The sequence below is a fragment of the Fibrobacter sp. UWH9 genome, assembly GCF_900129715.1.
Taxonomy (GTDB): Bacteria; Fibrobacterota; Fibrobacteria; order Fibrobacterales; family Fibrobacteraceae; genus Fibrobacter.
In genome coordinates, this window is record NZ_FQWP01000020.1 from 27,285 (window position 1) to 52,129 (window position 24,845).

Genomic DNA, 24,845 nt, shown 5'->3' on the forward strand with positions numbered 1-24,845 from the left:
AAAACTACCATTTGTCCAACTCAGGTAAATCCGGTTCTACAGGATCCTCCCACTTTTCTGCTCCATCAGTTTCAACGTAGTGTCTCAAATTGATTGCTTTTATATGTAAGTAATCTCTGTATTCTGAATTTAAATTCAACCACGAATCAGCCATTTCCTCGAAACTCAAGGCAATTTCGTTATAGAAAGCACGATCTTCTTTACTTAAAGCCATAGCATGTCCTACTTTGCTAACAGTCTATCTATAGTTTATACGATCCTATTCTCATTTTTTCAAGGCGTTAGGATAACAGCGTAGTCAATTGTCATAATGGTTTTATCAAGTCTGACTGTTTCATGACAGATATAACGCTGAAAGCGTATGGTAGTCAATGATTCCGTCAGAGTGATAATCTGTCTACTGGAGTGTAGATTCACTTGAAGGAATCCTTCAAGGAAGACATCCCGACAGGGATACTTGATCTGTCGCGTTGAGGAACGGACGCATAGTCGCAGCGTAGCGGAGACTGATGCGGGAGTTCCTGAACAATGACTAAATCTTCGTCCCTGGGACGGAGACTCAGGGCGATAGCTATTTATTACGTCCACGCTCCCATCTGTCCTATACCTATCTGTAATCATCCTCTCCCTCATGCAACTACGTGCATTCTCTGAGACATTCTGGTACAAAGTGGACAGTAATATGTCTATATAAATACACTCTGTGTTTGTCCATTCTGTACTATAATCCTGGGTACATGTACCACTCCCTTAAATGTCCATCTTGTACCATCTTCCTTAAAAAAAAAGAGCAACTCGCTTTCGCCCGTTGCTCATGCATTAGAAACATCTACCGCTACGAAGTACGTTTCTTTATGGTAATCCTTTGCTCTGTATATTTCCGATTATATCTCCCAATGGCAACCTTGGTAGCATTGTCAAGTTTACCATCATACTCATATACGCGGTTTTCGTCAAGGGCGTCAAGGACGCCGTCAATGACGGATTTCCTTGCAACCCCATCACGTTTTCGCGCTCTCTGGATGGTCTTTGACGAGCATCCGATCTCCTGAGCCAAAGTCTTATTTGACTTGAACGAAGACAAAGCACCCTGCTTTACTATACCCTTTCGTTGTTTGAATGGCTTGTAATGCTTTCCATGGAACTGGATGAATTTCTGTAAATCCATTGGTTTCCTGTATGCAGGCTTTCCATCCTGTTTCTGATTGTCCATATACTTTTTTGTAATTTCGATGGCTACAGGAAAATGCATGCCGAATGTAATTAACGAATAACGCAGAAGTTGAGCTCGCGCGCTAAAGGATGAGTACCCACATCCTAGAGTGACATTCAATAGAAATAATCCGCACATGCTGTACGCCCAGCGTTCTATGACCTTTTCTGCATACTGATAGTTTCTAAGCTGCAGGTTTATACTGAAATTGGGACCTGCATAGTTCTTGCATCCGACTATACGCAGTAAACCGCTTACTGTATGCGGAAACTCCTCCTCTACGCAGCTTTTTAGAATGTGCGGATCAACTTCGTGATACACCGTGCCTATAAAACCGGGCAAACAATATTGCCTGAATCCTTCAAGGCTACTGAAGTCAACCCATTCGCTTTTCTGTTGCGGACATCCGTGAATGGTATACTTATACGCAGTTCGTCCGTCACTGTAAGTAGTTGTTGCTTTGACACCTGATGCATTACAGTCGTTGTACAGGGCAATCGCGGCATGGCTATACTCGCTTGCACTCAGAATTTCGCGATCCATTTCGCGGATGACATATCGGTTTCCGACAACGACTGTAAAGTCATCAATCCGTTGTAAGTCGGTTGGTTGCTTAAGACGCACAAGTACAAAACGGCTCTCCGTCCCAAGCACAACGTTATGTCCATGTTCTAGGACGTCTTTTAGGAAGAACAGATCAGCAACGATGGTGGCCATGGCGTACTTTATGTCTCGACGCGAACGGCTACCGATTTTATCCATGTCATCATCCGATGTTCCGGTCCACGGTTGGACCAGCATTTCTTCAGTATAATCTGCTGGGAGTTCATCTTCTTCCATACAAATACCTTAAAAGAAAAACCCCATGTGCGAAGGCTCCGATTTCTCGGGTAAGACACCACCTTGCACAAAGGGTAAAATTCCAGCTATGGTTCCGTCTTACTTGAACCATTCTTCATGTAGTTTATAACTACTTCCGTATTTTTAGGTATTTGCTCGGGAGGCCTGCCGAGGCTTCGCGGATCACATCCGCATGGATTCACATGGCATATCATACACCGCTAGAGGCCACTAACCTGAGCGGCATCGCGGCTACAGCACTTTGGCGACTGTATCAACCGTCGGGATTACCCGACAAGACAATTATAGCATTCCGGTTTTGCAATGTCAATAAGGTTTAATTTTTATTTGGTAAGCCCCCAGCCAAATACCAATCTTATAGCTATATTGGTCTTAGCTTCAGTAGATCACTATGTAGTGGTGCGACAAATTTTTCCACGTAGTGCGAAGGATTTTTCCACGCTTCCCCATGATTTTACAGGAGCCAGCCGCTAACGCGCTGGCCTATTTCATGTCTAGACTTTCGGTAAGATCCTGACAAGGATTCCTGGGCTAGTCATAAGTGAAAATTGCCGAATCCAAGCAAATTTCGGCAATTCTAGGCCTCCGCGCCAATATCTGCCAAGGTCTTGCAAGACCTCTGAGAAGGCTCCTGACAGAGTCTTTCGAGGATCCTGTGAAGGTCTTGTAGGATGGTTTTTAAGCCGGCTGTACCGACGGTGCAAAGGTTTTTCCACGTTTTTGAACTGTTTTGGCCAGTTTCCCGTGGAATTCGTCCGCGCTCACCGTGGAAATTCCCCCTGCATTGAAAATAAAATATGGCTTTTGAATTTTTTGCAAAAGGGATTGTATTCTGGAGAGTTTTATACACCTGTAAAGGAAATATCTTTGTCTCGTGGTGATAACGATGTTTGGAGATAAAGATGTTTGGAAAACTCTTGTCGGTTTCTTCCCTGTTGGCTCTGTCTTGTGCAGCTTTTGCACAGCAACCAATAATCACGACTAACTACACGGCAGACCCGGCTCCCATGGTGCATGGGGACACGGTGTACCTTTACACGACCCACGACGAAGATGACGCCGAAGGGTTCGTGATGTACGATTGGCTGTTGCATACTTCTACGGACATGGTCAACTGGACGAGCCATGGGGCTGTGGCCTCCCTAAACGATATCAAGTGGAGCACCAGGACCAATGGCGCTTGGGCCGAGCAGGTTGTATTCCGCAATGGCAAATGGTACATGTACGTCCCCATTCATGGTAACGGAATTTCTGTCCTTGTGGCAGATAATCCCTACGGCCCCTTTAAGGAACCTCTGAACAAGGCCTTGGTTTGGCAGCGCGAACATTGGAACGATATCGACCCCACCGTATGGGTTGACGATGACGGTCAGGCCTACATGTACTGGGGCAATCCGGATCTCTACATGATCAAGCTTAACGAAGATATGATCAGCACTTCCGGCAATATTGTTACCCACCCCAAGGTCAAAGATTACCAGGAAGGCCCTTGGTTCTACAAGCACGACAGCCATTATTACATGGCCTTTGCTTCCACTTGTTGTGCCGAAGGTATCGGTTACGCCATGAGCGACTCCCCCACGGGTCCCTGGACCTACAAGGGCGACATTATGCCCCACTCCTCCCGCAGCAACGGAAACCATCCGGGTATTATTGATTATAAGGGAAAATCCTACGTCTTTGGCCATCATTATCAACTTTGGCATCAAAAATCCGACAAAATGGGCCTAAAATTCCAGCATAAGGAACGCCGTTCTGTTGGCGTTGCCGAAATGAAGTATAATGCCGACGGTACTATCCAGAAGATCGACTGGTGGCCGGATAATGGCGTGGCCCAGCTGGAAGATTTCAACCCCTACAAGCGCGTAGAAGCTGAAACCATGTCCTGGGGCGAAGAAGTGAAGGTCCGTAAGAGCGGTGCCGCCGGCAATACGGTTCTTACCAATCTTACCGACGGCAAGTACACAAAGATCAGCGGCGTGGAATTCGGTGACGCCGGTGCAGAATCTTTCTCAGCCTCTGTCTTGACGGTAAAGAAGGCGTCCTCCGTTACGGTTCGCCTGGACAAGGTGGATGGTCCCGTAATTGCTAAGGCTGAATTCTCCAAGGACGGCCTTGTGACTGTGCCTGCCGAAGGAGCCGTTGGCAAGCATGACGTATTCTTCATGTTCGCTGGAGATTTCGAGGCTGATTACTGGGAATTTGAAGACAGCAAGGCTGCGGTTCCCCAGGGCCCATTCTGCGAAGCTTTGCTGAAGGATCCCGAAGCCGAGTGCGAATTGCCGGTTATCGGGGCTACGGTCGAAGGCAAGAAGAACATCATCGAATTCGAAAACTACGATGTGGGCGGCGCCGGCAAGGCCTACTACGACATGGATACAGAAAACAAGGGTGGAAAGTACCGCGAAGACCGGGTTGACGTGGTTGCCATCAAGAGCGAAAATGGCGATGGCTATGCCATCGGTTACACCCAGAGGGGTGAATGGCTGGAATACACCGTGAATGTGGAAGTTGACGAAGCCCTCCCCTACGAGATTTCCTACGCGACCGGCATGGAGCGCGCCGGTATCCAGCTCTTCATGGATGATGAACCTATCACCGATGAACTGGAACTGGTGGGAACCGGAGATTTCGACGTGTACACCACATTCAAGGGCAAGACTACCAAGGAACTGGCCAAGGGCGAGCATGTGCTCAAGGTTCTAATGACGACCGACTATGTCAATCTTGACAAGATTGCTTTTGGCACTGCGGAACTCCATACAGACTTTTTGATGGAATCCCCTAGACTGGCAAAGAGGGGATTGCATGAATTCAAGGTCTTTGACCTGATGGGACATCAGCTTGGAAAGTTCAAGCTGAACGATGCATCCCTGGTTGTTGATTTTAAGACGGAACTGAGAAACGCCGGATTCAATAATGGAGTTTACATAGTCCGATACGCCTCGGGACGGGCTTTAAGAATCAACTTGGAACGATAATTTAACCTTTCCGTTATTTATCCCACTGGGGCTGCGCACTTCCCCGGTGGGACTTTTTTTACTGAAAACACTACTATCATGTTTGATTGTAATGTGCCGGATTTTCCGGCGGCATGAATTTAGCAAGGTTGACGTCTTTTGAGGGCGTTTTTGGGGGTTGGACGTTCACTTTGCAAACAGTTGTTTGCAAAATTCTTCATTTTTTTTATAAAAAATCCCATTCCTAGCTTGATTTCGTCATTGTTTCAAATAGAAACATTTCTTTCTGATAATCCATTTGGCACGTTTTTTGCAAAATATGGATGAAATTTAAACACAAGGAATTAATATGGCCGACGAAAATTTGCAGGAACCCTCCGCTGAAGAACGCGCAAAGTTTGAAGAAGATGTACTTAAGGCAGCCCAGGACGCCATGAAAATGGAAGCCGAGGCCAATGCCGAAGCCAGTTCCGAAGAAGCATCTGCAACCCAGGACTCCCCTGCCGACGCCCAGGCTTCTGAAACGGCTGAACCTGCCGCAGAACAGGCTCCCTCCGCCGAGGATTCCCTGAAGGCTGAACTTGCTGCCGCCAACGACCGCAACCTGCGTCTGATGGCCGAATTTGACAATTTCCGCCGCCGCAGCGCCCGCGAACAGCTTGAAATCATTGAAACCGCCAACGGCAAGCTCCTGGAAAAGCTTTCTGAAGTTCTGGATAACTTCGAACGCGCCTTTGCCGCCGAAAACAAGGCCAAGGACCTGGATACCTTCGAAAAGGGCATGCAGATGATCCACGATCAGTTTGCAAAGGTTCTCACCGACGCAGGTCTCGAACAGCTGGACCCCACCGGCCAGGAATTCGACCCCAACTGCCACGAAGCCCTGATGCAGCAGCCTTCCGAAGAAATCCCCGAAAATCACGTGGTGACGGTCTTTATGAAGGGTTACAAACTGAAAAATAAAATCCTGAAGCCCGCCAAGGTGATTGTTTCATCTGGCAAGGCATAATAAGGAATTGTTTCAAATTAAAACGTTTTGCTGTTTGGCACGGAATTTGCATTTAGTTCGGCGAAACAGATTGGTTCGCAAAATGAACCACAAGAGATTTAAATAGGAGACTCAAAAATGAGCAAGATTATTGGTATCGACCTTGGTACAACCAACAGCTGCGTTTCCGTTATGGAAGGTGGCAAGCCCGTAGTGATCGCAAACGCAGAAGGTTTCCGCACTACCCCGTCTATCGTCGCATTCGGCAAGACTGGCGAACGTCTGGTTGGCCACGTTGCTAAGCGTCAGGCAATCACCAACCCCGAAAAGACCATTTACTCCATCAAGCGCTTCATGGGCCGTTCCGCTGGCGAATGCTCCGCTGTGGAAAAGAACATGCCTTACAAGCTCGTTGGTTCCGGTTCCGATCCTATCCGCGTGCAGATCGACGACAAGCAGTTCGCTCCTCCCGAAATTTCCGCTGCAGTTCTTCAGACCATGAAGAAGATTGCAGAAGACTACCTGGGCGAAACCGTTTCCCAGGCTGTGATTACCGTTCCGGCATACTTCAACGACGCTCAGCGCCAGGCTACTAAGGACGCTGGTAAGATCGCTGGCCTCGAAGTTCTCCGTATCGTGAACGAACCGACTGCTGCTGCCCTCGCCTACGGCCTTGACTCCAAGAAGAGCGAAAAGGTTGCCGTGTATGACCTCGGTGGTGGTACCTTCGATATCTCCATTTTGGAAATCGACGACGGTATGTTCTCCGTGAAGTCCACCAACGGTGACACCATGCTGGGCGGTGACAACTTCGACGAAGTCATCATCGACTGGATCAACGACGAATTCAAGAAGGAAAATCCCTCCATCGACCTGAAGAAGGACAAGATGGCTCTCCAGCGTTTGAAGGACGCTGCTGAAAAGGCAAAGATTGACCTTTCTGCAACTACTTCTACCAACATCAACCTCCCCTTCATCACCGCTGACGCCACTGGCCCGAAGCACTTGGACCTGACCCTCAGCCGTGCAAAGTTTGACCAGCTGACCGCTCACCTGGTGGAACGTTCCATGGAACCCTGCCGCAAGGCTATTGCAGACTCTGGCCTCAGCCTGTCTGAAATCGACGAAGTGATCCTGGTTGGTGGTTCTACCCGTATCCCGGCCGTTCAGGAAGCTGTTAAGAAGTACTTCGGCAAGGAACCCAACAAGACTGTGAACCCCGACGAAGTTGTGGCAATCGGTGCTGCTGTCCAGGGTGCAGTTCTTAGCGGCGACTCCGCTGTGAAGGACGTGCTCCTCCTCGACGTGACCCCGCTTTCTCTGGGTATCGAAACTCTCGGTGGCGTCATGACCAAGCTCATCGACCGTAACACCACCATCCCCACCAAGAAGAGCCAGGTGTTCTCTACCGCCGAAGACAACCAGCCGGCAGTGACCATCCACGTTCTCCAGGGTGAACGTGAATTTGCTCGCGACAACCGTACCCTCGGTAAGTTCGACCTCACCGACCTCCCGAAGAAGCCCCGCGGCGTTCCTCAGATCGAAGTGACCTTCGACATCGACGCCAACGGTATCGTCCACGTTTCCGCTAAGGATAAGGAAACCGGCAAGGAACAGTCCATCAAGATTACTTCCTCCAGTGGCCTCTCCGAAGACGAAATCAACAAGATGGTGAAGGACGCTGAAGCTAACGCTGCCAAGGATAAGGAACAGCGCGAACTGGTGGACGTCAAGAACCAGGCCGAACAGATGGCTTACCAGGTCGAAGCTCAGCTCAAGGAAGTTGGCGACAAGCTGCCGGCCGACACCAAGGCTCAGATTGAAACTGCTATCCAGGAAATCAAGGACAAGAAGGACAACGGCACCAAGGAAGAAATCAAGGCCGCTATGGACAAGCTCCAGAACATGATGAACTCCATGGCTCAGGCTGCTGGCGCTGCCGGTGCACAGCCGGGTCCTCAGCCGGGTGCTTCTGAACAGCCGAAGTCCGACAAGAAGAACGACGGTCCGGAAGTTGTCGACGCTGAAGTTGTTGACTAATTAACAGGTACGAGGTCGCTCGCAAGCTCGCTTTCAGGGCGCTACGCTTTGAGGTATGAGTTGTGAGCAGGCCTTGCAAATGGTGTTTTCCTGTCTTTTTGAGGCAGGAACACCTTTTTGCTATAAAGTTCTAAATAACCTCAAAGCACCGTAAGGTGCGACCTCATTGCTCAAAGGGAGCCGAAGGTGACCGACCTGAAAGCTCCGAAGGAGCGAGCTATATGGCAGATAAAAGAGATTATTACGAAGTTCTAGGCGTCGGTAAGGACGCAAGTGCTGACGAAATCAAGCACGCTTATAAGAAGCTTGCCATTAAGTACCATCCGGATAAGAACCCGGGTGACAAGGAAGCTGAAGAAAAGTTCAAGGAAGCTGCTGAAGCTTACGACGTGCTCTCTAATCCGGAAAAGCGCAAGAACTACGACCAGTTCGGCTTTAACGCTCCTGGTGGCGGTTTCGGCGGTGGCGGATTTGGCGGCGGTGGCTTCGGAAGCTTCGAAGACATCTTCAGCCAGTTTGGCGATATCTTTGGCGGTGGCTTTGGTTTTGGCGGCGGTGGCCGTGGTCGTAGCCGTAAGGCAGGCCCTCCCCGCGGAAACGATTTGCAGATCAAGGTTGCTTTGAGCTACAAGGAAATCTTCGAAGGTTGCACCAAGAAGGTTCGCCTGAAGCGCTATACTCCCTGTACCGAATGTAACGGCAAGGGTGGCGAAAATGTTACTGAATGTAGCACTTGCCACGGCACCGGCCGAGTACGTCGTGCAACGGGCGGTTTCTTCCAGATGATTTCTGAAAGTGCCTGCCCCACTTGTAACGGTATGGGCGAAGTCATTGCAAAGCCTTGTTCCAACTGCCGTGGCGAAGGCCGTGTGCAGGAAACCGAAGAAATCTCCATCAAGATTCCGGCTGGCGTTTCCGAAGGACAGTACCTGAACCTCCGTGGCGAAGGTAACTGCGGTCCTCGTGGCGGTGCCTGCGGCGACTTGCTTGCCGTAGTGACGGAAAAGCCCGATGACTTCTACACCCGCGAAGGCGATGACCTGCACTGTGAAGTGAAGGTTCCCGTACATCGCCTGGTTCTTGGCGGTACCCAGCGCATTCCTACTCTGGAAGGCGACGAAGTGCAGATCAAGATTGCAGCCGGCACTCAGGCTGGCAGCATCCTACGTCTCCGTGAACAGGGACTGTACCCGCTGAACAAGCGTGGAGACCGCGGAAGCCTCTACGTCGAAATCGGCGTTGAAATTCCCAAGGATCTTTCCAAGGAAGAAAAGGAACTCTACCAGAAGCTGGCCGAACTCCGCAAGGACAAGGAAACCGCCCAGGAAGAGAGCTTCCTCGAAAAGATGAAGAATCTGTTCAAGTAACACTTTTAGGTGTCATCCTGAGCGAAGTCGAAGGATCTAGTTATAAAGTCCCCGAGGCAATAAAAGCCCCGGGGATTTTTTATGGTTAGATTTTATTTTTATGAGTAACACATCTCTTACCTATTGGTGTTTAATAGAGGTAAGTGAGCAGGATTGTTATGAAAATTTTGATTTTGAATGCTAGCCCCCGCCCAAAGGGAAACATCAGCTCCATGCTTCGCGTCATGGAAGACATGCTTGTCGCCAGCGGTGCAGAAGTGGAATTTATTGATGTCTGCAAGTTGCAGGTTCGCCCCTGCATCGGTTGCATGAAATGCCGCAGTGAGCGCAAATGCGTTCTGGCAGAAGATGATTCCCAAAAAGTTCTATGCAAGATTCAGGAATGCGATGGACTGATTGTGGGATCTCCTTGCTATTGGGGGAATATGACGGGGCAGCTGAAGGTGTTGTTTGACCGAATGGCCTACGGCATGTTGGATGACAGCGGGCATGGATTCCCCAAACCTTTATTGAAAGGTAAGAAGGCTGTTATTGTAAGCACCAGTACTACCCCGTGGCCCTTTAACGTTTTGTTTAAGCAGACCTCTGGCGCGGTGCGGGCCATCAAGGAAGTGATCGGCTGGAGCGGTTTCAAGATTGTGGGCTCCGTGCAGAAAGGCGGCACCCATATGCGCCAGGGCTTGACTGATAGCGAGATTATGAAATGCCGGAAGGCGGCAAGAAAACTACTTTGATTGAAGATGCCATCCTACCCCCTGTATTGGGGGGAAGGTGCTAGAATGTTGATGGCGGTCTAAATGTGCGAAAGTTCTATTTGGACCGCCGTTTTTTTTCACTTTTTAAACATGTTGGCTGTCTAAAAACGAAATTTAAGGGGTTAGACAGCCATTTTCCCTTCTGAAGTATTTCTGTAAAGTGTAAAATGATGTTTTTTCTGGTTTGTAAGTGAGTAAATGGCGGTCCATATTTCATTTTTTTTGGTTTGGACCGCCACCCTTCAAAATTTTAGCTGAAAAATTGGCGGTCTAAATGGGCAAAACGTATTGTTTGGACCGCCAGAATCAGCGTTTGAACGAATTAGAAGTAACGATTTAAAATAGAAATGTGTGAATTAAATTAGCGAACAACCTTCAAGTACATGCTGCGGCCGGATTGGTTCCGGAGTTGTACGATGTAGCCTTTGCGAGGGGCGTTGCCCAAGGGTATAGTGGCAGGGCCGTTAATCTGGCGACGGGTCAGCAGAACACCTTGCAGGTCATGGATTGTCAATTGCATGGGCTGAACTGGAGCAGTGATATGCAGGTCTCCCCCGCTTCTTGATACATGAATGAATTGCGGTGTAGCTTGCAGAACGATGATTGAATTCGTGGTGTCGCGACCAGTCGTATCGACAACGGAGGTGTCGGCGGTACTTGTATCCACCACACTTGTATCGGGTTCCACAAACGGGTGTTCCGGATCGTTCACCACCAGCTTGAAGGTCATCTTGCTTTCGCAACCGGAGCCATTGACGAATGTGGTCTTGTAGTAACCGCTGTTCTGCCACTGTAAATTCTTGAAGCGGACTTCGCGACCCAAGTAATAGAAGTTATCAGGGCCACTCCAAGTCCAGCGGCCACCATCCCAAGGATGAGGGCCAATAACCAGAGAATCACCGGGATTGACTGTAATTTCTGTAGTTTCGTTCCAGCTGCCATCGTGAATCTTGACGTAAGGAATAATGGTATCTGCAGCACATTTTCCTTCGCCCTTCACACCATCAATAATCATGGTAACCATGGATTGGGCCGCGGCGGTAACATTCAGCGAACCACCCGAGATAGCGATGTCAGCATCTGCCTTCAATGCGGCAGGCAAGGTAAAGCGATTGACTTTTGCCTTGGTTCCTACGGCGTCAAACTTGCTCAAATCAAAGGTGTATTTCGCATCGGTGCTGCCAGTATTCAATACCACCAGCACCAAGGAACCGTCTTCGCGGATAGCTGCCAGGGTGTTGCTGTTGTCGCTATCGATAAAGCGGGAGCCTGGGCGAATGGCGCGGCTAAAGGCGGCGTGCATGTAATAACGGGGTGCATAGCTAAAAGTTTGGCTCTTGTGATTTGCTGTAATGGTGCGCCAGTTCTCCGCCGGGTCAGAAAGCTGCCAATCCACCCAAGCGCTGGCGTGCATGTCTCGCAAGTCGTGGAGAATCACGTCCGCCATCCAGAGGGTAATATCCAAGTCGCCGCTACGATGGAGTGGGCCGGATTCAGACTGCCAAATACGCTTGTCGTTGGCAAAGGCGGCGTTATACAGCTTGCCGCGGGAATCGTAGCCGGAATAGCTGTGAGTGTTCACCTGGAACATATAGGATTTTGCTTCGTCGCTATAGCTGTTGAAGCGGGCCAAGGCGTCACCGATGTTGGATTCGTCGGCGGCACTGACGGAAGTTTCCGGGAAGAGTCCCTTTTTCTTGAGGGCCTTCCCCAGTTCCACAATCATTTCGGACTGTTTGTTCTTGAAGCCACAGCCTTCCTGGTCGCCGTTGGCCTTCCACCAGCCTGCACTAGGTTCGTTGAAAGGTTCCACCGTGCGGAAAGTAATGCCCCATTCTTCCTTGAAGTGTTTTGCCACTTCCGAAAGGTAGTCGGCGAAATCGTCAAAGTAATCGGACTTCAGGTTGTCTGCGCCGTTGACACCACCAGAAACGCAGCCGCTGTTGGTCATCCACCAGGGAGGGGAATTGGAGAAAGCTTCGAAAATGGGATTCTTTACCTTCTTGGCTAGGCCGAAAAGGATGTTTCGTTGGGTGGGGTCTGCGGTCCAGTCGAAATCGCCTTTTTCAGTGGGCTTGTACCCGGGAATTGCGGCTCCTCCGTCGCCCTTGGTCAGGTGATTATGTCCCGGCTGGTCTCCCCCGCCGATATTGTAACGGAAAATGTTGTAGCCCAGGCCCGAATCCGGGTCTGCAATGGCTCCCAAAAGTTTGGTGTAATTGGCTTCGCTCCAGCCGCCGGCCAGTTCCGCCCACCAGCAAAGACTGGTGCCCCAGCCTTCGAAATGCTGGTACTTTTTGCCAGGATCCACCACAACCTTGGTCTGTGCGTTTGCCCCGCCAAAAGCGAGAGCCGTAAACACAGCCGCCCCAATAAACTTTTTACCCAATCTCATGAACATAAAAATCTATTATTTTCTTCTAAAACGGATAAAAAATATGCCTCCCCCATGGACAAATTATCCTATCAAAATGTTCTTTTGGTTTACTAGAGCGCCTTATAAAACATATATTCCCATTAAGCAAGGCATTTGCCGCGCAGATAGGTTGGGTTTTTATGAATTTTAAGAGGTTTTTGATTGTTTTTGGCGTGTGTGCCTCGGTTTTTGGAGTTGCTAGCGCTGCCAGCGTCTCGGATTGTGCGTCCAATTTGAAAATTGACGGTGTTCTGACCAATCTTTATAAGGATTTGAAGTTGCCGGCCAACGGTTCGGGGATTTCTGGCTGCGAGAACATGCGTTTTTACTGGACCTCCAGCGATACCACCTTTTTGAAGAACGACGGAACCATTGCAGCCCGCCTCGTCAACCAGAATAAGACGGTACAGCTGTCTGTGAACGTGACCGACGGAACCCAGTTTGAAACCAAGAAGTTCGACGTTTCCATTCACGGTTACGAACCCTATTCCAACTATCTTTTCATTTATTTCCCGGCCAACGACAACGAGAATATCTATTACGCCATCAGTAACGACGGTTACAATTTTGCTGCCATGAATGGTGGCAAGCGAGTGGTGGCCGCCGATACGGTCGCCCTGAAGAAGGGACTTCGTGATCCCCATATTTTGCGCGCACCCGACGGCTATTTCTACATGGTAAATACCGACATGAAGAGTGCCGAAGGTTGGTCGAGCAATCGCGGCATGGTGCTGATGCGCTCCAAGGATCTGGTCAGCTGGACTCACAGTACGGTTCATTTCCCGGACAAGTACAAGGGTACTAATTTTGCCAACGTGACTCGCGTGTGGGCTCCCGAAACTATCTGGGACAAGGATTATCAAAATGCCGACGGCAGCAAGGGCCGCCTGATGATTTATTTCTCCTTGCTGACCAACGACGGGACCATTCCCTACGATAAGGTTTATTACCTGTACGCCAACGACGACTTTACCGATGTGCTGGGCAAGCCCACCTATTTCTTTGACCGCGGTTCCGCCACCATCGATATGGACATCGTCTACAACGATAACGACGGACTTTACCATGCCTTCTTCAAGAACGAGGGCGACGGCGGCATTTGCAAGACTACAGCCAAGACTTTGACGGCCCCCGCTGGCAAGGAAGGCTCCCAGTGGAGCAAGCCCAGCGGCACTCTGCAGCAGACCAAGGAAGCGGTGGAAGGCGCTGGCGTCTTTAAGCTGATCAATCAGGATTCCTGGATCTTGATGTACGACTGCTACATGAACGGCCACTATCAGTTCACCAGCAGCCCCGACCTGACCAACTTTACCTTTGTGCAGGATACCAAGATGGCCGGGGCATTTACGCCTCGCCACGGCACCGTGCTGCCCATTACCGCCAAAGAAACGGCTGCCCTGATGAAGGCCTTCCCCACTGCGGATTTCGAGCCCAAGGTGATTGATATTCCTGAAACTGTTGCCAAGTTGGATGACGGCCAGGTGGCTGTGAAGCCTTGTTCTGGAACAAAGATTGTGCCTTATGTAAAGGTTGGGGATAGTTGGACAGAGACTACAGACCTTTTGGTGGAACCGGGTAGCAGCATTACCTTTGGCCCCCATCCTTGGGACGGGAAGATTTGGAGTTGGAGCGGTCCTGCGGAATTTGGTGCAACCACCCGCGAAGTCGCCCTGAATGATTTGCAGTGGCAGAATAGCGGCATTTACACCGTAGAATATACCAATGAAACGGGCTGCAAGAGCTACGAGAAAATCAAGGTGGTGGTAAACGATCCGGAACACCCCTATGTGGAACCGGAGGAACCTGACACAACGCTCGCCGATACAACGGAAAGTATTGGCCGCTGGAACGTAGAATTCTCCGCAGTTCCTGTTCGTGTCCAATATTTCAACATGAACGGAAAACTGCTGCCCGGAAAGCCCAGGCAGCCTGGTATGTACCTTCGCAGGGAATTCTTGAATAACGGACAAGTTCATACTCAAAGAATCCGTCAATAAGGTACATTTAGAAAACGCAATAAAACCGCTCGCGAGTTCAGCTGAATTCGCGGGCTTTTTGTTGCCTCGTGGGAGGCGTCAAAAACGAATCGTTTTACGATCTACTTTTCTTCTGCGGCGTCCTTAGACTTTGTTACAGACGCTGATGCTACATGCTTTCGCCTGGGAACGAGGTGCCGCTTGACGGGACCATTCCCTGCATGGGTTGGCATCGCTTTCGCCTTTGCCGAGAGAGTGTTCGTGACGTGGGTTTCACCCACGGATTCGCATTGACCGGTAAATAGGTGATGGTTCATTGCCATATGTATTTAAAAGATACTACACATTTTCCAGATGTCAACTTTTGAAGGACATTTTTTTGCCGCAATAGCACGAAGAATTCAAAAAACACCTTTTTTCGGACATATCCCTTGCGTGGCTAACGAACGTTAGCTAGATTTTAGCTAACGTTCGTTAGTCAAAAGGAGGATAGAATGTTTATTTACTGTTTTTTTTATATATCTTTCGGTAAAAATCTTCAATGGAGTTTGAACATTCATGAGTGAAACGCTTTCTACGAAGGAAAAGATTCTTGCCACGTCTCTGGATTTATTTGCAGAGAGGGGTTTTGAAGGTACGTCGGTGGATATGATTGCTGCCACCATAGGAATTAAAGGTCCTTCGTTGTATAAGCATTTCAAGGGCAAGGCCGAAATTTTAGACGCCCTCATTACAAAGGTGAGTGGCTATTACACGACAAAGTTTGAAGACTCCGGTCATTTGGCACACCTTGATCATAGAACAGATGATCTCCCCCGCTCCATAGAAGAATTGATCCATTCCACATTCGCAAGGATCAACTTTACTATGCACGATGAGACCGTCCAGAAAATGAGAAGGTTTCTGACTATTGAGCAATTTCGAAATTCAAGAATTGCAGAACTTGCAAACTTTCACAGCTATGAAGGATTGCTTCAGAGATTCTCAAAGCTGTTTACGGCACTGATGAAGACAGGGCTGCTTGTGGAAGGTGACGCTAACATTATGGCTTTGGAATTTATCGCTCCCGTTTCCTTGATGATCCAGTCATACGACCGCGACCCGTCCAAGGAAAAAGAAATCGTAAAGAAAATCAAGGCACATTTAAAGCACTTTGGCGATACTTACGGAAAGCAGTAATTATGTCCTGCAGCAATGAATTTATCGATTTCATTCTAGATGTCTTAAGTGATGTTGGCGATGTTCGTGCAAAGAAAATGTTCGGCGACTGGATGATTTATGTAGACGAAAAGCCTGTGGTTCTTGCATGCGATGACATGGCCTACGTGAAAAAATTGCCGGAAATCACAGACCTTATGGAAGAAGCGGAATGCGGAGTCCCTTATGAGGGAGCCAGGGAACATTACATCCTGGAAATGGAACAGCAGTCCCATGTTCGTGATGTAGTTCAAAAACTGGTGGAAGTCATACCAACACCGAAGAAGAAGAGAAAGTAACGAATTTCCGTTTGATAAGTGTTTAAAAGGAGAATTACAATGGATCAGAATCAGAAATTTTGTCAGAGCTGCGGCATGCCTCTCACTGCAGAAGTGATGGGTTCCAACGCTGATGGCCGCAAGAACGAAGACTACTGCGTTTACTGCTACAAGGATGGCGCATTCCTTCAGAATTGCACCATGGAAGAAATGGTAGAACATTGCGCCCAGTTTGTGGACGAAGTGAACAAGCACATGCCCAAGCCCATGACCAAGGAAGAATACAAGCAGATGATGATGAATTACTTCCCCATGCTGAAGCGCTGGAAGAAATAAGGATTCTTTATGTGCAACTGTTCCAAAATGATTGCAATTTGCGGTTTAAACTGCGAAACTTGTGACGCCTATATCGCCACCAAAAACAACGACAATGAACTTCGCGCCCAGACCGCAAAGAAGTGGGCGGAGATGAATAACGCTCCGGAAATCACGCCGGAAACAATCAACTGCGCAGGATGCCGCGGCAATGGTGTCAAGTTCTATTTCTGTAGTCTCCTCTGCCCCATCCGAAAATGCTGTACCGAAAAGGGCTTGGAACATTGTGGCCAATGTGCTGAAATGGACCGCTGTGAAACGGTCCAGATGATTCACGGCAACAATGCCGATGCAAAAAGCAATCTTTGCGGATTGAAAAAAAATCTAAAATGAGGTGGCATTTTTTCTTTGGTCAGGTGTTTCAACAGTAAAAAGAAACATCCTCTCAGGAGAAAAAATGAAACGAGTATTTTTTGGATTGTTGGTTCTAGCTATTGGCGTAATGATGTTATTGCGAGCCATGGGAATTGAATCTTTTGACTGGTTCTTTAACATGGAATGGAAACCCTATATTTGGCCCATTGCTGTAATCCTTATCGGCATTGGCATCATTTTCCATAAGGCCCGCCATAAGCATTGCGACCACATGCGCGTTAAGGATTCTTCAGATGCCATGGACGAAAAAGGCTTCATGAAGATTGAAGCAACTCTTTCTGGTCATAAGTACAACTTGAAGGGTGAAGATTTTTCTGGAGCAAAGATTAATGCATTCCTGGGAGGAGTGTCCCTTGACCTTCGCAATGCAAACTTTGCAGACGAATCTGAAATTAAGATTGACGCCTTTATGGGTGGTGCAGAAATTTTCGTTCCCCAAGACATTCAAGTAAAGATTTACTCTTCCTGCATTTGCGGCGGCGTAAAGAATGATAAACCTGCTACCGTCACAGATTCAAGCAAGACCTTGCATATTCATGCCGAATGCCTCTTCGGCGGCGTAGACATCAAGCGTTAACGCTCAGCGGTAAAGCAGTCAAGCTAAAGATTGGTTTGCAGGATTTTCACCTGTTCGTCGGCCCATTCCTCGAAGGTGTCGTCGGCGATGTGGGCCTTGGCCTGCTGCATCAGGTGAATGTAGAAATGCAGATTATGAATCACCGAAAGAGTCCACCCCAGGGGCTCTTTTGCTTTATGCAGATGACGCATGTAGCCGCGGCTGTAGTTGCGGCAGCAATAGCAATCGCAGTTGGGGTCCAGGGGTGTTTTAAAGTCGTGGGCGAACTTCTGGTTCTTGTAGCGAAGAACGCCCTGGCTGGTGTAAACCAGACCATCCTGGGCGTTTTTGGCGGGCAGAATGCAGTCGCACATATCTACCCCGCGCTTGATCAATTCCAGAAGATTCCAGGGAGTGCCTACACCCATGACATAACGGGCGCGGTCTTCGGGCAAATGGTCGGTGCAGAAGTCCGCAATCTCGTACATGGTTTCCACTGGTTCGCCTACAGAGAGGCCGCCCATGGCATAACCGTCGGGACCCACTTCCTTAAGCGCCTCGATAGACTTCAGTCGCAGATCCTTGTGCATGCCGCCTTGGACAATGCCGAAAAAGTACTGCGGATAACCGTGGATAGGCGGATTCGCCTCCAGCCATTCCTTGGCCTCGCGAGTCCATTTGAGGGTCAGTCGCAAGGATTCGTCGGCTTCATCCACTGTGCTGGGGTACGGTGTACATTCGTCAAAGGCCATGATGATATCCGCACCGATTTCCCGCTGGGCCTGCATGACGCTTGCGGGCGTGAACATGTGCATGGAACCATCCAGCAGGCTCTTGAAGCGGACGCCCTCTTCGGTAATCTTGCGGAACTGCTTGAGACTCCAAACCTGGAATCCGCCGCTATCCGTAAGCATGGGACCGTCAAAACCCATGAACTTCTGGACGCCACCAGCCTCTGCCACGGTCTTTGTGCCCGGACGCAGGTAAAGGTGGTATGTGTTGGCCAGAATGATTTCCGCTTCCATCTCCTTGATGTCGCGGGAGGTAATCCCCTTGACGGTGGCGTTGGTGCCTACCGGCATAAAGATGGGCGTTGTCACGTCGCCGTGGGCGGTGTGAATCACCCCAAGGCGGGCCTTGGATTTCTTGGACGTCTTCTTCAATTCAAAGGGATTAGCGTTCATCAAGTAGAAAGGTAGAAAAAGAACATCTACTTCTTCAAGTTTTTCTTGGCCATGAGGCGAAGCTCCACCATTTGCCTGCGCCAGATGTCGGCATCGATGGCGGGGAATCCTGCCACGGTGCGACCTGCGGGAACGCTCTTGGTAACGCCGGCTTTCGCGGTGATAATAGCCCCGCGGCCAATGGTAAGATGACCTGCCGCTTTTGCACCACCGGCAATGTTCACATCATCTTCTACGATGGTGGTGCCGCCTAATGCTGTTTGGGCGGCCATAAAGATATTGTTACCTAGAACGCAGTTGTGCCCGATTTGAACCATGGCGTCAAAGTGACAATCGTTGCCGATGGTGGTGGGCGAAATAAAGCCTGCGGCCACTACGGTGTTTGCGCCGAAGCTGCAATTGTTTCCGATGTGGACTCCTGCCAGGTGCGGTACCATACGGCGCTTGCCCTGATATTCGTAGAAACCGAAACCGCGGCTACCGATTACTACTCCGGCCTGAAAGATGCAACCCTCCCCTATGACCACATTGGGGTAAACGACAACGTTGGCTTCTAGCTTACAGCCAGGACCTATGACGGCCCCCGGCATAATTACACAGCCTGGACCGATTTCTGCGGAAGGGGCAATATGAGCGGCTGCATCACCTGATATTCCAGCCACTAAAGCGGAACCGTATTTTTCTAAAAAGCAGACCATGGAGTGGTAAGGATTTTCCACCGGAACCAGGCTGCGAACCTTTGGAAAAATTTTACGGAGGTCGGCCGCGGTGCTATCCTGGGAGGCGGCTTGCTGCATATTGGCGGGTACATAAAGCACACCGGCTTCGCACTTGCTTAAATCGTCTGCAGAAAAACCGTTTGCCCCTGTAATGCTCTTGACGTTCCCGGTCCAGAAACTGATATCTGTTGCTGTCGCTTTTTCCAGAGACGCGAATCCGTTGATTTCAACGCCTTCTACAATCACGGGTTTCATTAGGACCCCAGTGAGAGAATTTTGACTTTGCAGGCGTAATCGATCTTTACCTGATTTCCCAATTTACCGGTTAGATCTTCTCCGTCCAGCTGTAAAAATTCATCTTCCGCAAAATCAAGTGTCAGAGACTTCGCTTTCTTTGAAACGAGGAAAAACTTCTTGACGAAATTTCCTAAAAGCGGGACGGACCCAATGGCGATTGCTGCGAGGAACATGAACATGTTCGGCACGCAGACGACTTCTAATAGGCCGTCAGCCATGTCCGACTTGTAGAACGGTTGGGACCCGCCTGCAAAACTGGGAATGTTTCCTACGATGACTGTCCGATGCCCTGAAACATCCTGAGAATGTTCGACGTTTTCGGCGTCTATAAAACTGATTTTTCCCTGTTTTAGAGTGTAGTTCCTGTCGGCAAAGAAACGGTCTACGTAATGAATTCTGTTGGCGATAACGGAATTGGAATTGAATGCGCCCTGGGAGCGGTCTCTGTTAAAGTCGTGGGCGATTCGTGCGTCGATGCCGCCCGAAAAATAGTTGGCGAAGGCAATCTTCCCGTTCACCTTCCAGATGTCGAAAGGGCGAGCCTTGGATTGGAGAAGACGGCGGACCAGGAACAGCAAACCTTTATCGACGTACGGCTTGTAAAGGTTCAGAACTCGGGCAAGGTCGTTTCCGGTTCCCAGGGGAATCAAACCGATTTTTACGGTTTTTGCATATTCCGAAGACACCAGCACAGACAGCACCGAAGAAACGGTTCCGTCACCGCCTACGGCAATCAAGGTCTCTGTATTTTCAAGAGCATCTGTAATCTGCTTTTCCATACCCTCGTGAACGGTGAATTCAGCCTTCCACTGGTCATCCTTGTAATTCATGGATGCCATGATTTCGGGCAGGAACTTATAGATTTCCTTGCCCTGGCCACCGCCGCTAATTGGGTTTATAAGAAAAACAAACTTGTACACTAAAAATCCTCAGAATTAATACTGGTCTTGACGGAGTGCTTCCTTGATTTCGATGTAATGTTCTACGCCTTCGTTAAATTTACGAATTTCGTCATCGGTTAGTTGGCGGGCCACTCGTGCGGGGGATCCGACAATAAGACTTCCCTCGGGATATTCCTTGTTTTGAGGGACCAGGGACCCGGCGGCCACCACGGAATTCTTGCGGATGCGAGAACCATCCATCACGATGGCTCCCATTCCCACCAGCACATTGTCTTCGATGGTGCAGGCGTGGAGAACCGCATTGTGGCCCACGGTTACATTGTTGCCGACATGAACGCCCACATCTGTAGAAAGGTGGATGGTCACATTATCCTGGATGTTGGTTCGCTTGCCAATTCGGATCTCGGCCAGGTCGGCTCGTATGACGGAGTTGTAAAATACAGAGGAATCATCCCCGATTTCCACATCACCAATTAGACGCGCTCCTTCTGCCAGGAATACGCGCTCTCCAATGACGGGCTTCTTGCCCTTGTACTCGATAATATTTGCCATACTATTTCAAGGTCCCGTAATGTGCCACCATTTCTGGTGTGATTGCCTTGGGGCGTCCGCGGTTCAAGTCCACCAACACCCATTGGGTCTCAGATTCAAAAATAATCTTACCGTCGCTGATTCGTTCAAAGCGACACTTTCGTTTGCTAACTACCGTTGTAAAAGAATCAACCCAGGTGGTTCCCTTGATTTCGTCGCCAAGGAAGGCCTGGTTCCTGTATTCGATATGCTGTACGCGAATCATCCAGCCGCAGTTCATTTCGCGCATGAGGGCTGTGCCGCCGCATTGCTCGGAGTGATTCTTCGAAATGTCCTGGATCCACTGGACAGACCATACATTGTTAAAATGATGGTTGTCGTCGATCATCTCGGGAGTGACCTTGAAAGTTTCAGTATGAACCAGAGGTTCCCAGTTGCTATTTTCTTCGGCCATCTTTTCCTCGACTGCTATTCGAATGATTTTACCAGGGTGGGTATCGCTAATTCAAATTTAACACCATACCAGTGATTTTCTGCGTCGTCAACCGTATTTTCTATGGCTTTTAGGGTAAAGTCTGCCGCAATTTTTACGGCTTCCATGGTGCTCTTGCCTCGCATCTTGGCTCCGGTAAAGGCCGAGGCATAGATGTCGCCGGTTCCATGGCACCACATTGAGACTTTTTTGTGCTCGTAATGGTTCAGCTCACCGTTTTCGTAAACGGCAATACCGGTGTAGCCTTCCCTGAAGCCGATGCCGGTCATGATGACGCTCTTTGTACCCAGGTCGCAGAGGCGCTTGCATAGTTCCGTAATGTAGGGGCGGTCATACTCTTCGGTATATTCCATGCCGGTCAGGTAGCTTGCCTCTGAAATGTTAGGGAGCAGTACGTCCGCTTCGGCGCAAAGGCGCTTCATGGCTTCAACGAAGTTCATGTCGAAACCGGCATAAAGCTTGCCTGCGTCGGCGAGAACCGGGTCTACAATGCGGAGAGCGCCCTCATTGCCGGTTGTGGCCATGATTTCGCGGACAATGTCTACCTGGCGTACACTTCCCAAATAACCGGTATAAAAGGCGTCAAACTTAATGCCTTCCTTCACCCAGTGATCTCGAATGGGCAGTAAATCGTCGGTCAGGTCCCTGAAGGTGTACCCCTTGAAACGTCCTGTATGGGTGCTAAGTACGGCCGACGGAAGCACGGCACACTCGATACCGCAGGCGGAAACGATAGGCAGGGCCACCGTAGAGGAACACTGGCCAAAGCAGGAAATATCCTGGATCGTAAGGACTCGCTTATACATGCGTCCAAATGTAGTAATTAAAGGGGCGAAGACGGATTTTCCAAGCGAATCCATAGGTTTAACGTGATAGGGCTAATATTTTTTAAAATATTTAAACCGTAATCTCATTGTAAAGAAAGTTTAAGTTATATTTCTCTCAAAAATATGGAGTATTTGTATGGATTGGAATCAGTTTACTAGCCTCACTTCCGATGATATGCAGGCTATTTGGAATTTCGGTACCAAAGATCCGTTCTCGATCCTCGGTATCCATCCGCTGAATACCGATAAGGGTGTTAAGACTGTTATCCGCACTTACCAGCCCCAGGCCAGCTACATCCGTGGCGAATCCTGCGACGGCGAGTTCGAGTTTGATTTTGTAAAGCTGGGCGATACCGGTTTCTTCGAAGCAGTCCTCGACAAGGATTACGAACCGTTCTTCTACAACCTGATTATCCGTCAGGGCGACGGTATTGAATATACCCTTACCGACCCTTACGCATTCCTCCCTGTGCTGTCTGACTTTGACCGCCACCTGATTGCCAGCGGAACCCATTACGAACTGTATCGTAAGCTGGGTGCCAATATTGTTGAACATCAGGGCTTCAAGGGCATCCATTTTGCTGTGTGGGCTCCCAATGCCCGCGCCGTTTCCGTCATCGGCAACTTCAACAGTTGGGATGGCCGCCGCCACCAGATGCGCATGCTTGGCGGATCCGGCATTTGGGAAATCTTCATCCCGAACTTGGGTGAAGGCGAACTGTACCGTTTCGAAATCCATGGTGCCGACGGCAACATCCACGTGAAGGTAGACCCTCTGGCAAAGCTTTCCGAAGTGCGTCCGGCAACCGCTTCCATTACCACCCATCTGGATGGTTACGAATGGGGCGACGACCTGTACATGTACACCCATTACGCTACCAAGGTCTTTGGTAGCCCCATGAACGTTTACGAAGTCCACGCCGGTTCCTGGCGTCGCGACCCCGCAGATCCGGATCGTTTCCTGAACTGGGAAGAGTTGGCTGAAACCCTTATTCCTTACCTGAAGGAAATGGGTTATACTCATGTGGAATTCCTGCCCCTGGCAGAACACCCGCTGGATGAATCCTGGGGTTACCAGGTCACCGGTTACTACTCCCCCACCAGCCGCTACGGTACTCCCGACCAGTTCCGTAAGTTCGTGGACCTTTGCCACCAGAACGAAATCGGCGTGATTATCGACTGGGTCCCCGCCCACTTCCCCAAGGACGCTCATGCACTGGGCCGCTTCGACGGTACCGCCTGCTATGAACACGCTGACCCCCGCCAGGGCGAACACCCCCACTGGGGCACCTATATCTTTAACCTGGGCCGCAACGAAGTCAAGAACTTCCTCATTGCAAACGCAATGTACTGGCTCAAGGAATTCCACTGCGACGGCCTCCGCGTAGACGCCGTTGCAAGTATGCTGTACCTTGACTACGGTAAGGGCCCCGGCGAATGGGTTCCCAACAAGGACGGCGGAAACATCAACTACGATACTCTTGAATTCCTGAAGCACCTGAATAGCATCATGGGCCGCTTGACTCCCCATGCCATTCTCATTGCCGAAGAATCCACCAGCTTCCCCAGCATCACCCGTCCTCCCGAACAGGGCGGCCTGGGCTTCCACTACAAGTGGAACATGGGTTGGATGAACGACTTCCTCTCCTACATCCAGCACGAGCCCATCCATCGTAAGTATCATCACAACAGCCTCACCTTCAGCATGGTGTACGCCTACTCCGAAAACTTCATCCAGGTATTCAGCCACGACGAAGTTGTTCACGGCAAGGGCTCCATGCTGGGCAAGATGCCTGGCGACAACTGGCAGAAGTTTGCAAACCTCCGTTTGACCTACGCCTTCCAGTACGCACATCCGGGCAAGAAGCTGAACTTTATGGGCAACGAATTCGGTCAGTTCCGTGAATGGTGCGAAAAGCGCTCCCTGGACTGGCACCTTGTCAGCTGGGATAGCCACGGCAAGATTCTCGCCATGATGAAGGACTTGAACCACGTCTATAAGGAAAACGCACCGTTCTGGGAAATCGACCATTACCATACCGGTTTCGAATGGATCTGGTGCGACGACGCCGACAACTCCATCGTCAGCTTCGTCCGTAAGGATGACCACGGCAACGAAATCCTCTGCGTATTCAACTTCACTCCGGTGGTCCGCAACGACTACCGCCTGGGTGCACCTACCGCCGGCAAGTGGAAGGAAATCTTCAACACCGACGCTAGTATCTATGGCGGCTCCAACGTGGGCAACATGGGCGAAGTCTGGACCGAACAGATTCCTTGGCAGAATCGCGCACAGAGCATGAACGTACAGGTCCCGCCCCTGGGCGCCGTATTCTTCAAGCTGGAGAAGTAACCATAAACGTCATCCTGAGTGCCGTAGGCGCGAAGGATCCAAGCATTTAAAAAGACCTCACGCATGTGAGGTCTCTTTTTTATGAAAGGCGAATTTAAGTCGCCAAGTAAATTTGTTTAACTTGCCTAGAAATATACTCTAATGGGGTGAGAAATCCAAGTCGTTTTCTCGGCCGATTGTTC

Annotated in this window: 22 protein-coding genes and 1 pseudogene; 13 read left to right on the forward strand and 10 right to left on the reverse strand. The window is 49.7% G+C overall.

Translation table 11 applies throughout. The annotated features are described in order from the left end of the window. Positions 1-4: 4 nt before the first annotated feature. Together BUB94_RS13275 and BUB94_RS13280 are read right to left on the reverse strand one after the other, a co-directional pair. Positions 5-214: a hypothetical protein gene (locus BUB94_RS13275; RefSeq protein WP_073237857.1), complete on the reverse strand. Its 210-nt coding sequence runs from the start codon at positions 212-214 to the stop codon at positions 5-7. A gap of 621 nt (positions 215-835) precedes the next feature. Beyond that, positions 836-2,053, reverse strand: a complete 1,218-nt coding sequence (locus BUB94_RS13280) for a hypothetical protein (RefSeq protein WP_139260243.1) — start codon at positions 2,051-2,053, stop codon at positions 836-838. A gap of 923 nt (positions 2,054-2,976) precedes the next feature. Between BUB94_RS13280 and BUB94_RS17530 the strand changes: the two are divergent. The 6 genes and pseudogenes from BUB94_RS17530 to BUB94_RS13305 all read left to right on the forward strand — a co-directional run. Continuing rightward, positions 2,977-4,281, forward strand: a pseudogene (locus BUB94_RS17530) (glycoside hydrolase family 43 protein); the annotation flags it as partial. Between the two features lie 165 nt (positions 4,282-4,446). Next, positions 4,447-5,055: a carbohydrate-binding protein gene (locus BUB94_RS17535; protein ID WP_371585965.1), complete on the forward strand. Its 609-nt coding sequence runs from the start codon at positions 4,447-4,449 to the stop codon at positions 5,053-5,055. A 328-nt stretch (positions 5,056-5,383) separates the two neighbouring features. After that, positions 5,384-6,043, forward strand: a complete 660-nt coding sequence (grpE, locus tag BUB94_RS13290; RefSeq protein WP_073161490.1) for a nucleotide exchange factor GrpE — start codon at positions 5,384-5,386, stop codon at positions 6,041-6,043. A 117-nt stretch (positions 6,044-6,160) separates the two neighbouring features. Then, on the forward strand, positions 6,161-8,062 hold the full coding sequence (dnaK, locus tag BUB94_RS13295) for a molecular chaperone DnaK (RefSeq protein WP_073237865.1): 1,902 nt from the start codon (positions 6,161-6,163) through the stop codon (positions 8,060-8,062). 221 nt (positions 8,063-8,283) lie between these two features. After that, entirely contained in the window at positions 8,284-9,429 is a 1,146-nt protein-coding gene (gene dnaJ / locus BUB94_RS13300) for a molecular chaperone DnaJ (RefSeq protein ID WP_073161492.1), read from the forward strand. Positions 9,430-9,587: 158 nt separating this feature from the next. Beyond that, positions 9,588-10,163 carry a flavodoxin family protein gene (locus tag BUB94_RS13305; protein WP_073161493.1) on the forward strand — a complete coding sequence of 192 codons (576 nt, stop codon included), beginning with the start codon at positions 9,588-9,590 and terminating at the stop codon, positions 10,161-10,163. A 382-nt stretch (positions 10,164-10,545) separates the two neighbouring features. Here BUB94_RS13305 and BUB94_RS13310 read toward each other — a convergent pair whose 3' ends face one another. Further along, complete coding sequence (locus BUB94_RS13310; RefSeq protein WP_083538289.1) at positions 10,546-12,579, reverse strand: glycoside hydrolase family 30 protein; 2,034 nt, start codon at positions 12,577-12,579, stop codon at positions 10,546-10,548. A gap of 161 nt (positions 12,580-12,740) precedes the next feature. Between BUB94_RS13310 and BUB94_RS16530 the strand changes: the two genes are divergently transcribed. Next, positions 12,741-14,597, forward strand: coding sequence for a glycoside hydrolase family 43 protein (locus tag BUB94_RS16530; protein ID WP_073237868.1), 1,857 nt, complete (start codon positions 12,741-12,743; stop codon positions 14,595-14,597). Between the two features lie 101 nt (positions 14,598-14,698). On the opposite strand, the gene BUB94_RS13320 is transcribed toward BUB94_RS16530, so the two are convergent. Further along, the gene (locus BUB94_RS13320; protein ID WP_073237871.1) at positions 14,699-14,899 is read right to left on the reverse strand and encodes a hypothetical protein; all 201 of its coding nucleotides are present in this window, start codon (positions 14,897-14,899) and stop codon (positions 14,699-14,701) included. A gap of 235 nt (positions 14,900-15,134) precedes the next feature. On the opposite strand from BUB94_RS13320, the gene BUB94_RS13325 reads away from it, so the two are divergent. From BUB94_RS13325 to BUB94_RS13345, 5 genes are all read left to right on the forward strand, one after another. After that, complete coding sequence (locus tag BUB94_RS13325; protein ID WP_073237874.1) at positions 15,135-15,755, forward strand: TetR/AcrR family transcriptional regulator; 621 nt, start codon at positions 15,135-15,137, stop codon at positions 15,753-15,755. Between the two features lie 2 nt (positions 15,756-15,757). After that, complete coding sequence (locus tag BUB94_RS13330; RefSeq protein ID WP_073237877.1) at positions 15,758-16,072, forward strand: TfoX/Sxy family protein; 315 nt, start codon at positions 15,758-15,760, stop codon at positions 16,070-16,072. Between the two features lie 39 nt (positions 16,073-16,111). Beyond that, positions 16,112-16,387 carry a zinc ribbon domain-containing protein gene (locus tag BUB94_RS13335; protein WP_073237880.1) on the forward strand — a complete coding sequence of 92 codons (276 nt, stop codon included), beginning with the start codon at positions 16,112-16,114 and terminating at the stop codon, positions 16,385-16,387. A gap of 27 nt (positions 16,388-16,414) precedes the next feature. After that, positions 16,415-16,759: a DUF3795 domain-containing protein gene (locus BUB94_RS13340; protein WP_217653139.1), complete on the forward strand. Its 345-nt coding sequence runs from the start codon at positions 16,415-16,417 to the stop codon at positions 16,757-16,759. A 64-nt stretch (positions 16,760-16,823) separates the two neighbouring features. Further along, positions 16,824-17,378 (forward strand): LiaF domain-containing protein, encoded by a 555-nt coding sequence (locus BUB94_RS13345; RefSeq protein WP_083538287.1) that lies wholly within the window; start codon positions 16,824-16,826, stop codon positions 17,376-17,378. Positions 17,379-17,401: 23 nt separating this feature from the next. Here the strand turns inward: BUB94_RS13345 and tgt are convergent, their stop codons facing one another. The 6 genes from tgt to BUB94_RS13375 are packed head-to-tail and all read right to left on the reverse strand — an operon-like array spanning position 17,402 to position 22,289. Beyond that, on the reverse strand, positions 17,402-18,541 hold the full coding sequence (gene tgt, locus BUB94_RS13350; protein ID WP_073237886.1) for a tRNA guanosine(34) transglycosylase Tgt: 1,140 nt from the start codon (positions 18,539-18,541) through the stop codon (positions 17,402-17,404). Between the two features lie 26 nt (positions 18,542-18,567). After that, on the reverse strand, positions 18,568-19,515 hold the full coding sequence (locus BUB94_RS17390) for a DapH/DapD/GlmU-related protein (protein WP_083538288.1): 948 nt from the start codon (positions 19,513-19,515) through the stop codon (positions 18,568-18,570). Then, positions 19,515-20,477 carry a diacylglycerol/lipid kinase family protein gene (locus BUB94_RS13360; RefSeq protein ID WP_073161503.1) on the reverse strand — a complete coding sequence of 321 codons (963 nt, stop codon included), beginning with the start codon at positions 20,475-20,477 and terminating at the stop codon, positions 19,515-19,517. The genes BUB94_RS17390 and BUB94_RS13360 overlap by 1 nt, the downstream gene beginning before the upstream one ends. Positions 20,478-20,492: 15 nt before the next feature. After that, the gene (locus BUB94_RS13365) at positions 20,493-21,011 is read right to left on the reverse strand and encodes a gamma carbonic anhydrase family protein (protein ID WP_073161504.1); all 519 of its coding nucleotides are present in this window, start codon (positions 21,009-21,011) and stop codon (positions 20,493-20,495) included. Between the two features lies 1 nt (position 21,012). Beyond that, positions 21,013-21,444 (reverse strand): acyl-CoA thioesterase, encoded by a 432-nt coding sequence (locus tag BUB94_RS13370; protein ID WP_249506585.1) that lies wholly within the window; start codon positions 21,442-21,444, stop codon positions 21,013-21,015. A 14-nt stretch (positions 21,445-21,458) separates the two neighbouring features. After that, positions 21,459-22,289, reverse strand: a complete 831-nt coding sequence (locus BUB94_RS13375) for a pyridoxamine kinase (RefSeq protein WP_073237901.1) — start codon at positions 22,287-22,289, stop codon at positions 21,459-21,461. Between the two features lie 157 nt (positions 22,290-22,446). Here BUB94_RS13375 and glgB point away from each other — a divergent pair, with 157 nt between their 5' ends. Beyond that, positions 22,447-24,663 carry a 1,4-alpha-glucan branching protein GlgB gene (gene glgB, locus BUB94_RS13380; RefSeq protein WP_073237892.1) on the forward strand — a complete coding sequence of 739 codons (2,217 nt, stop codon included), beginning with the start codon at positions 22,447-22,449 and terminating at the stop codon, positions 24,661-24,663. Positions 24,664-24,845: the final 182 nt, after the last annotated feature.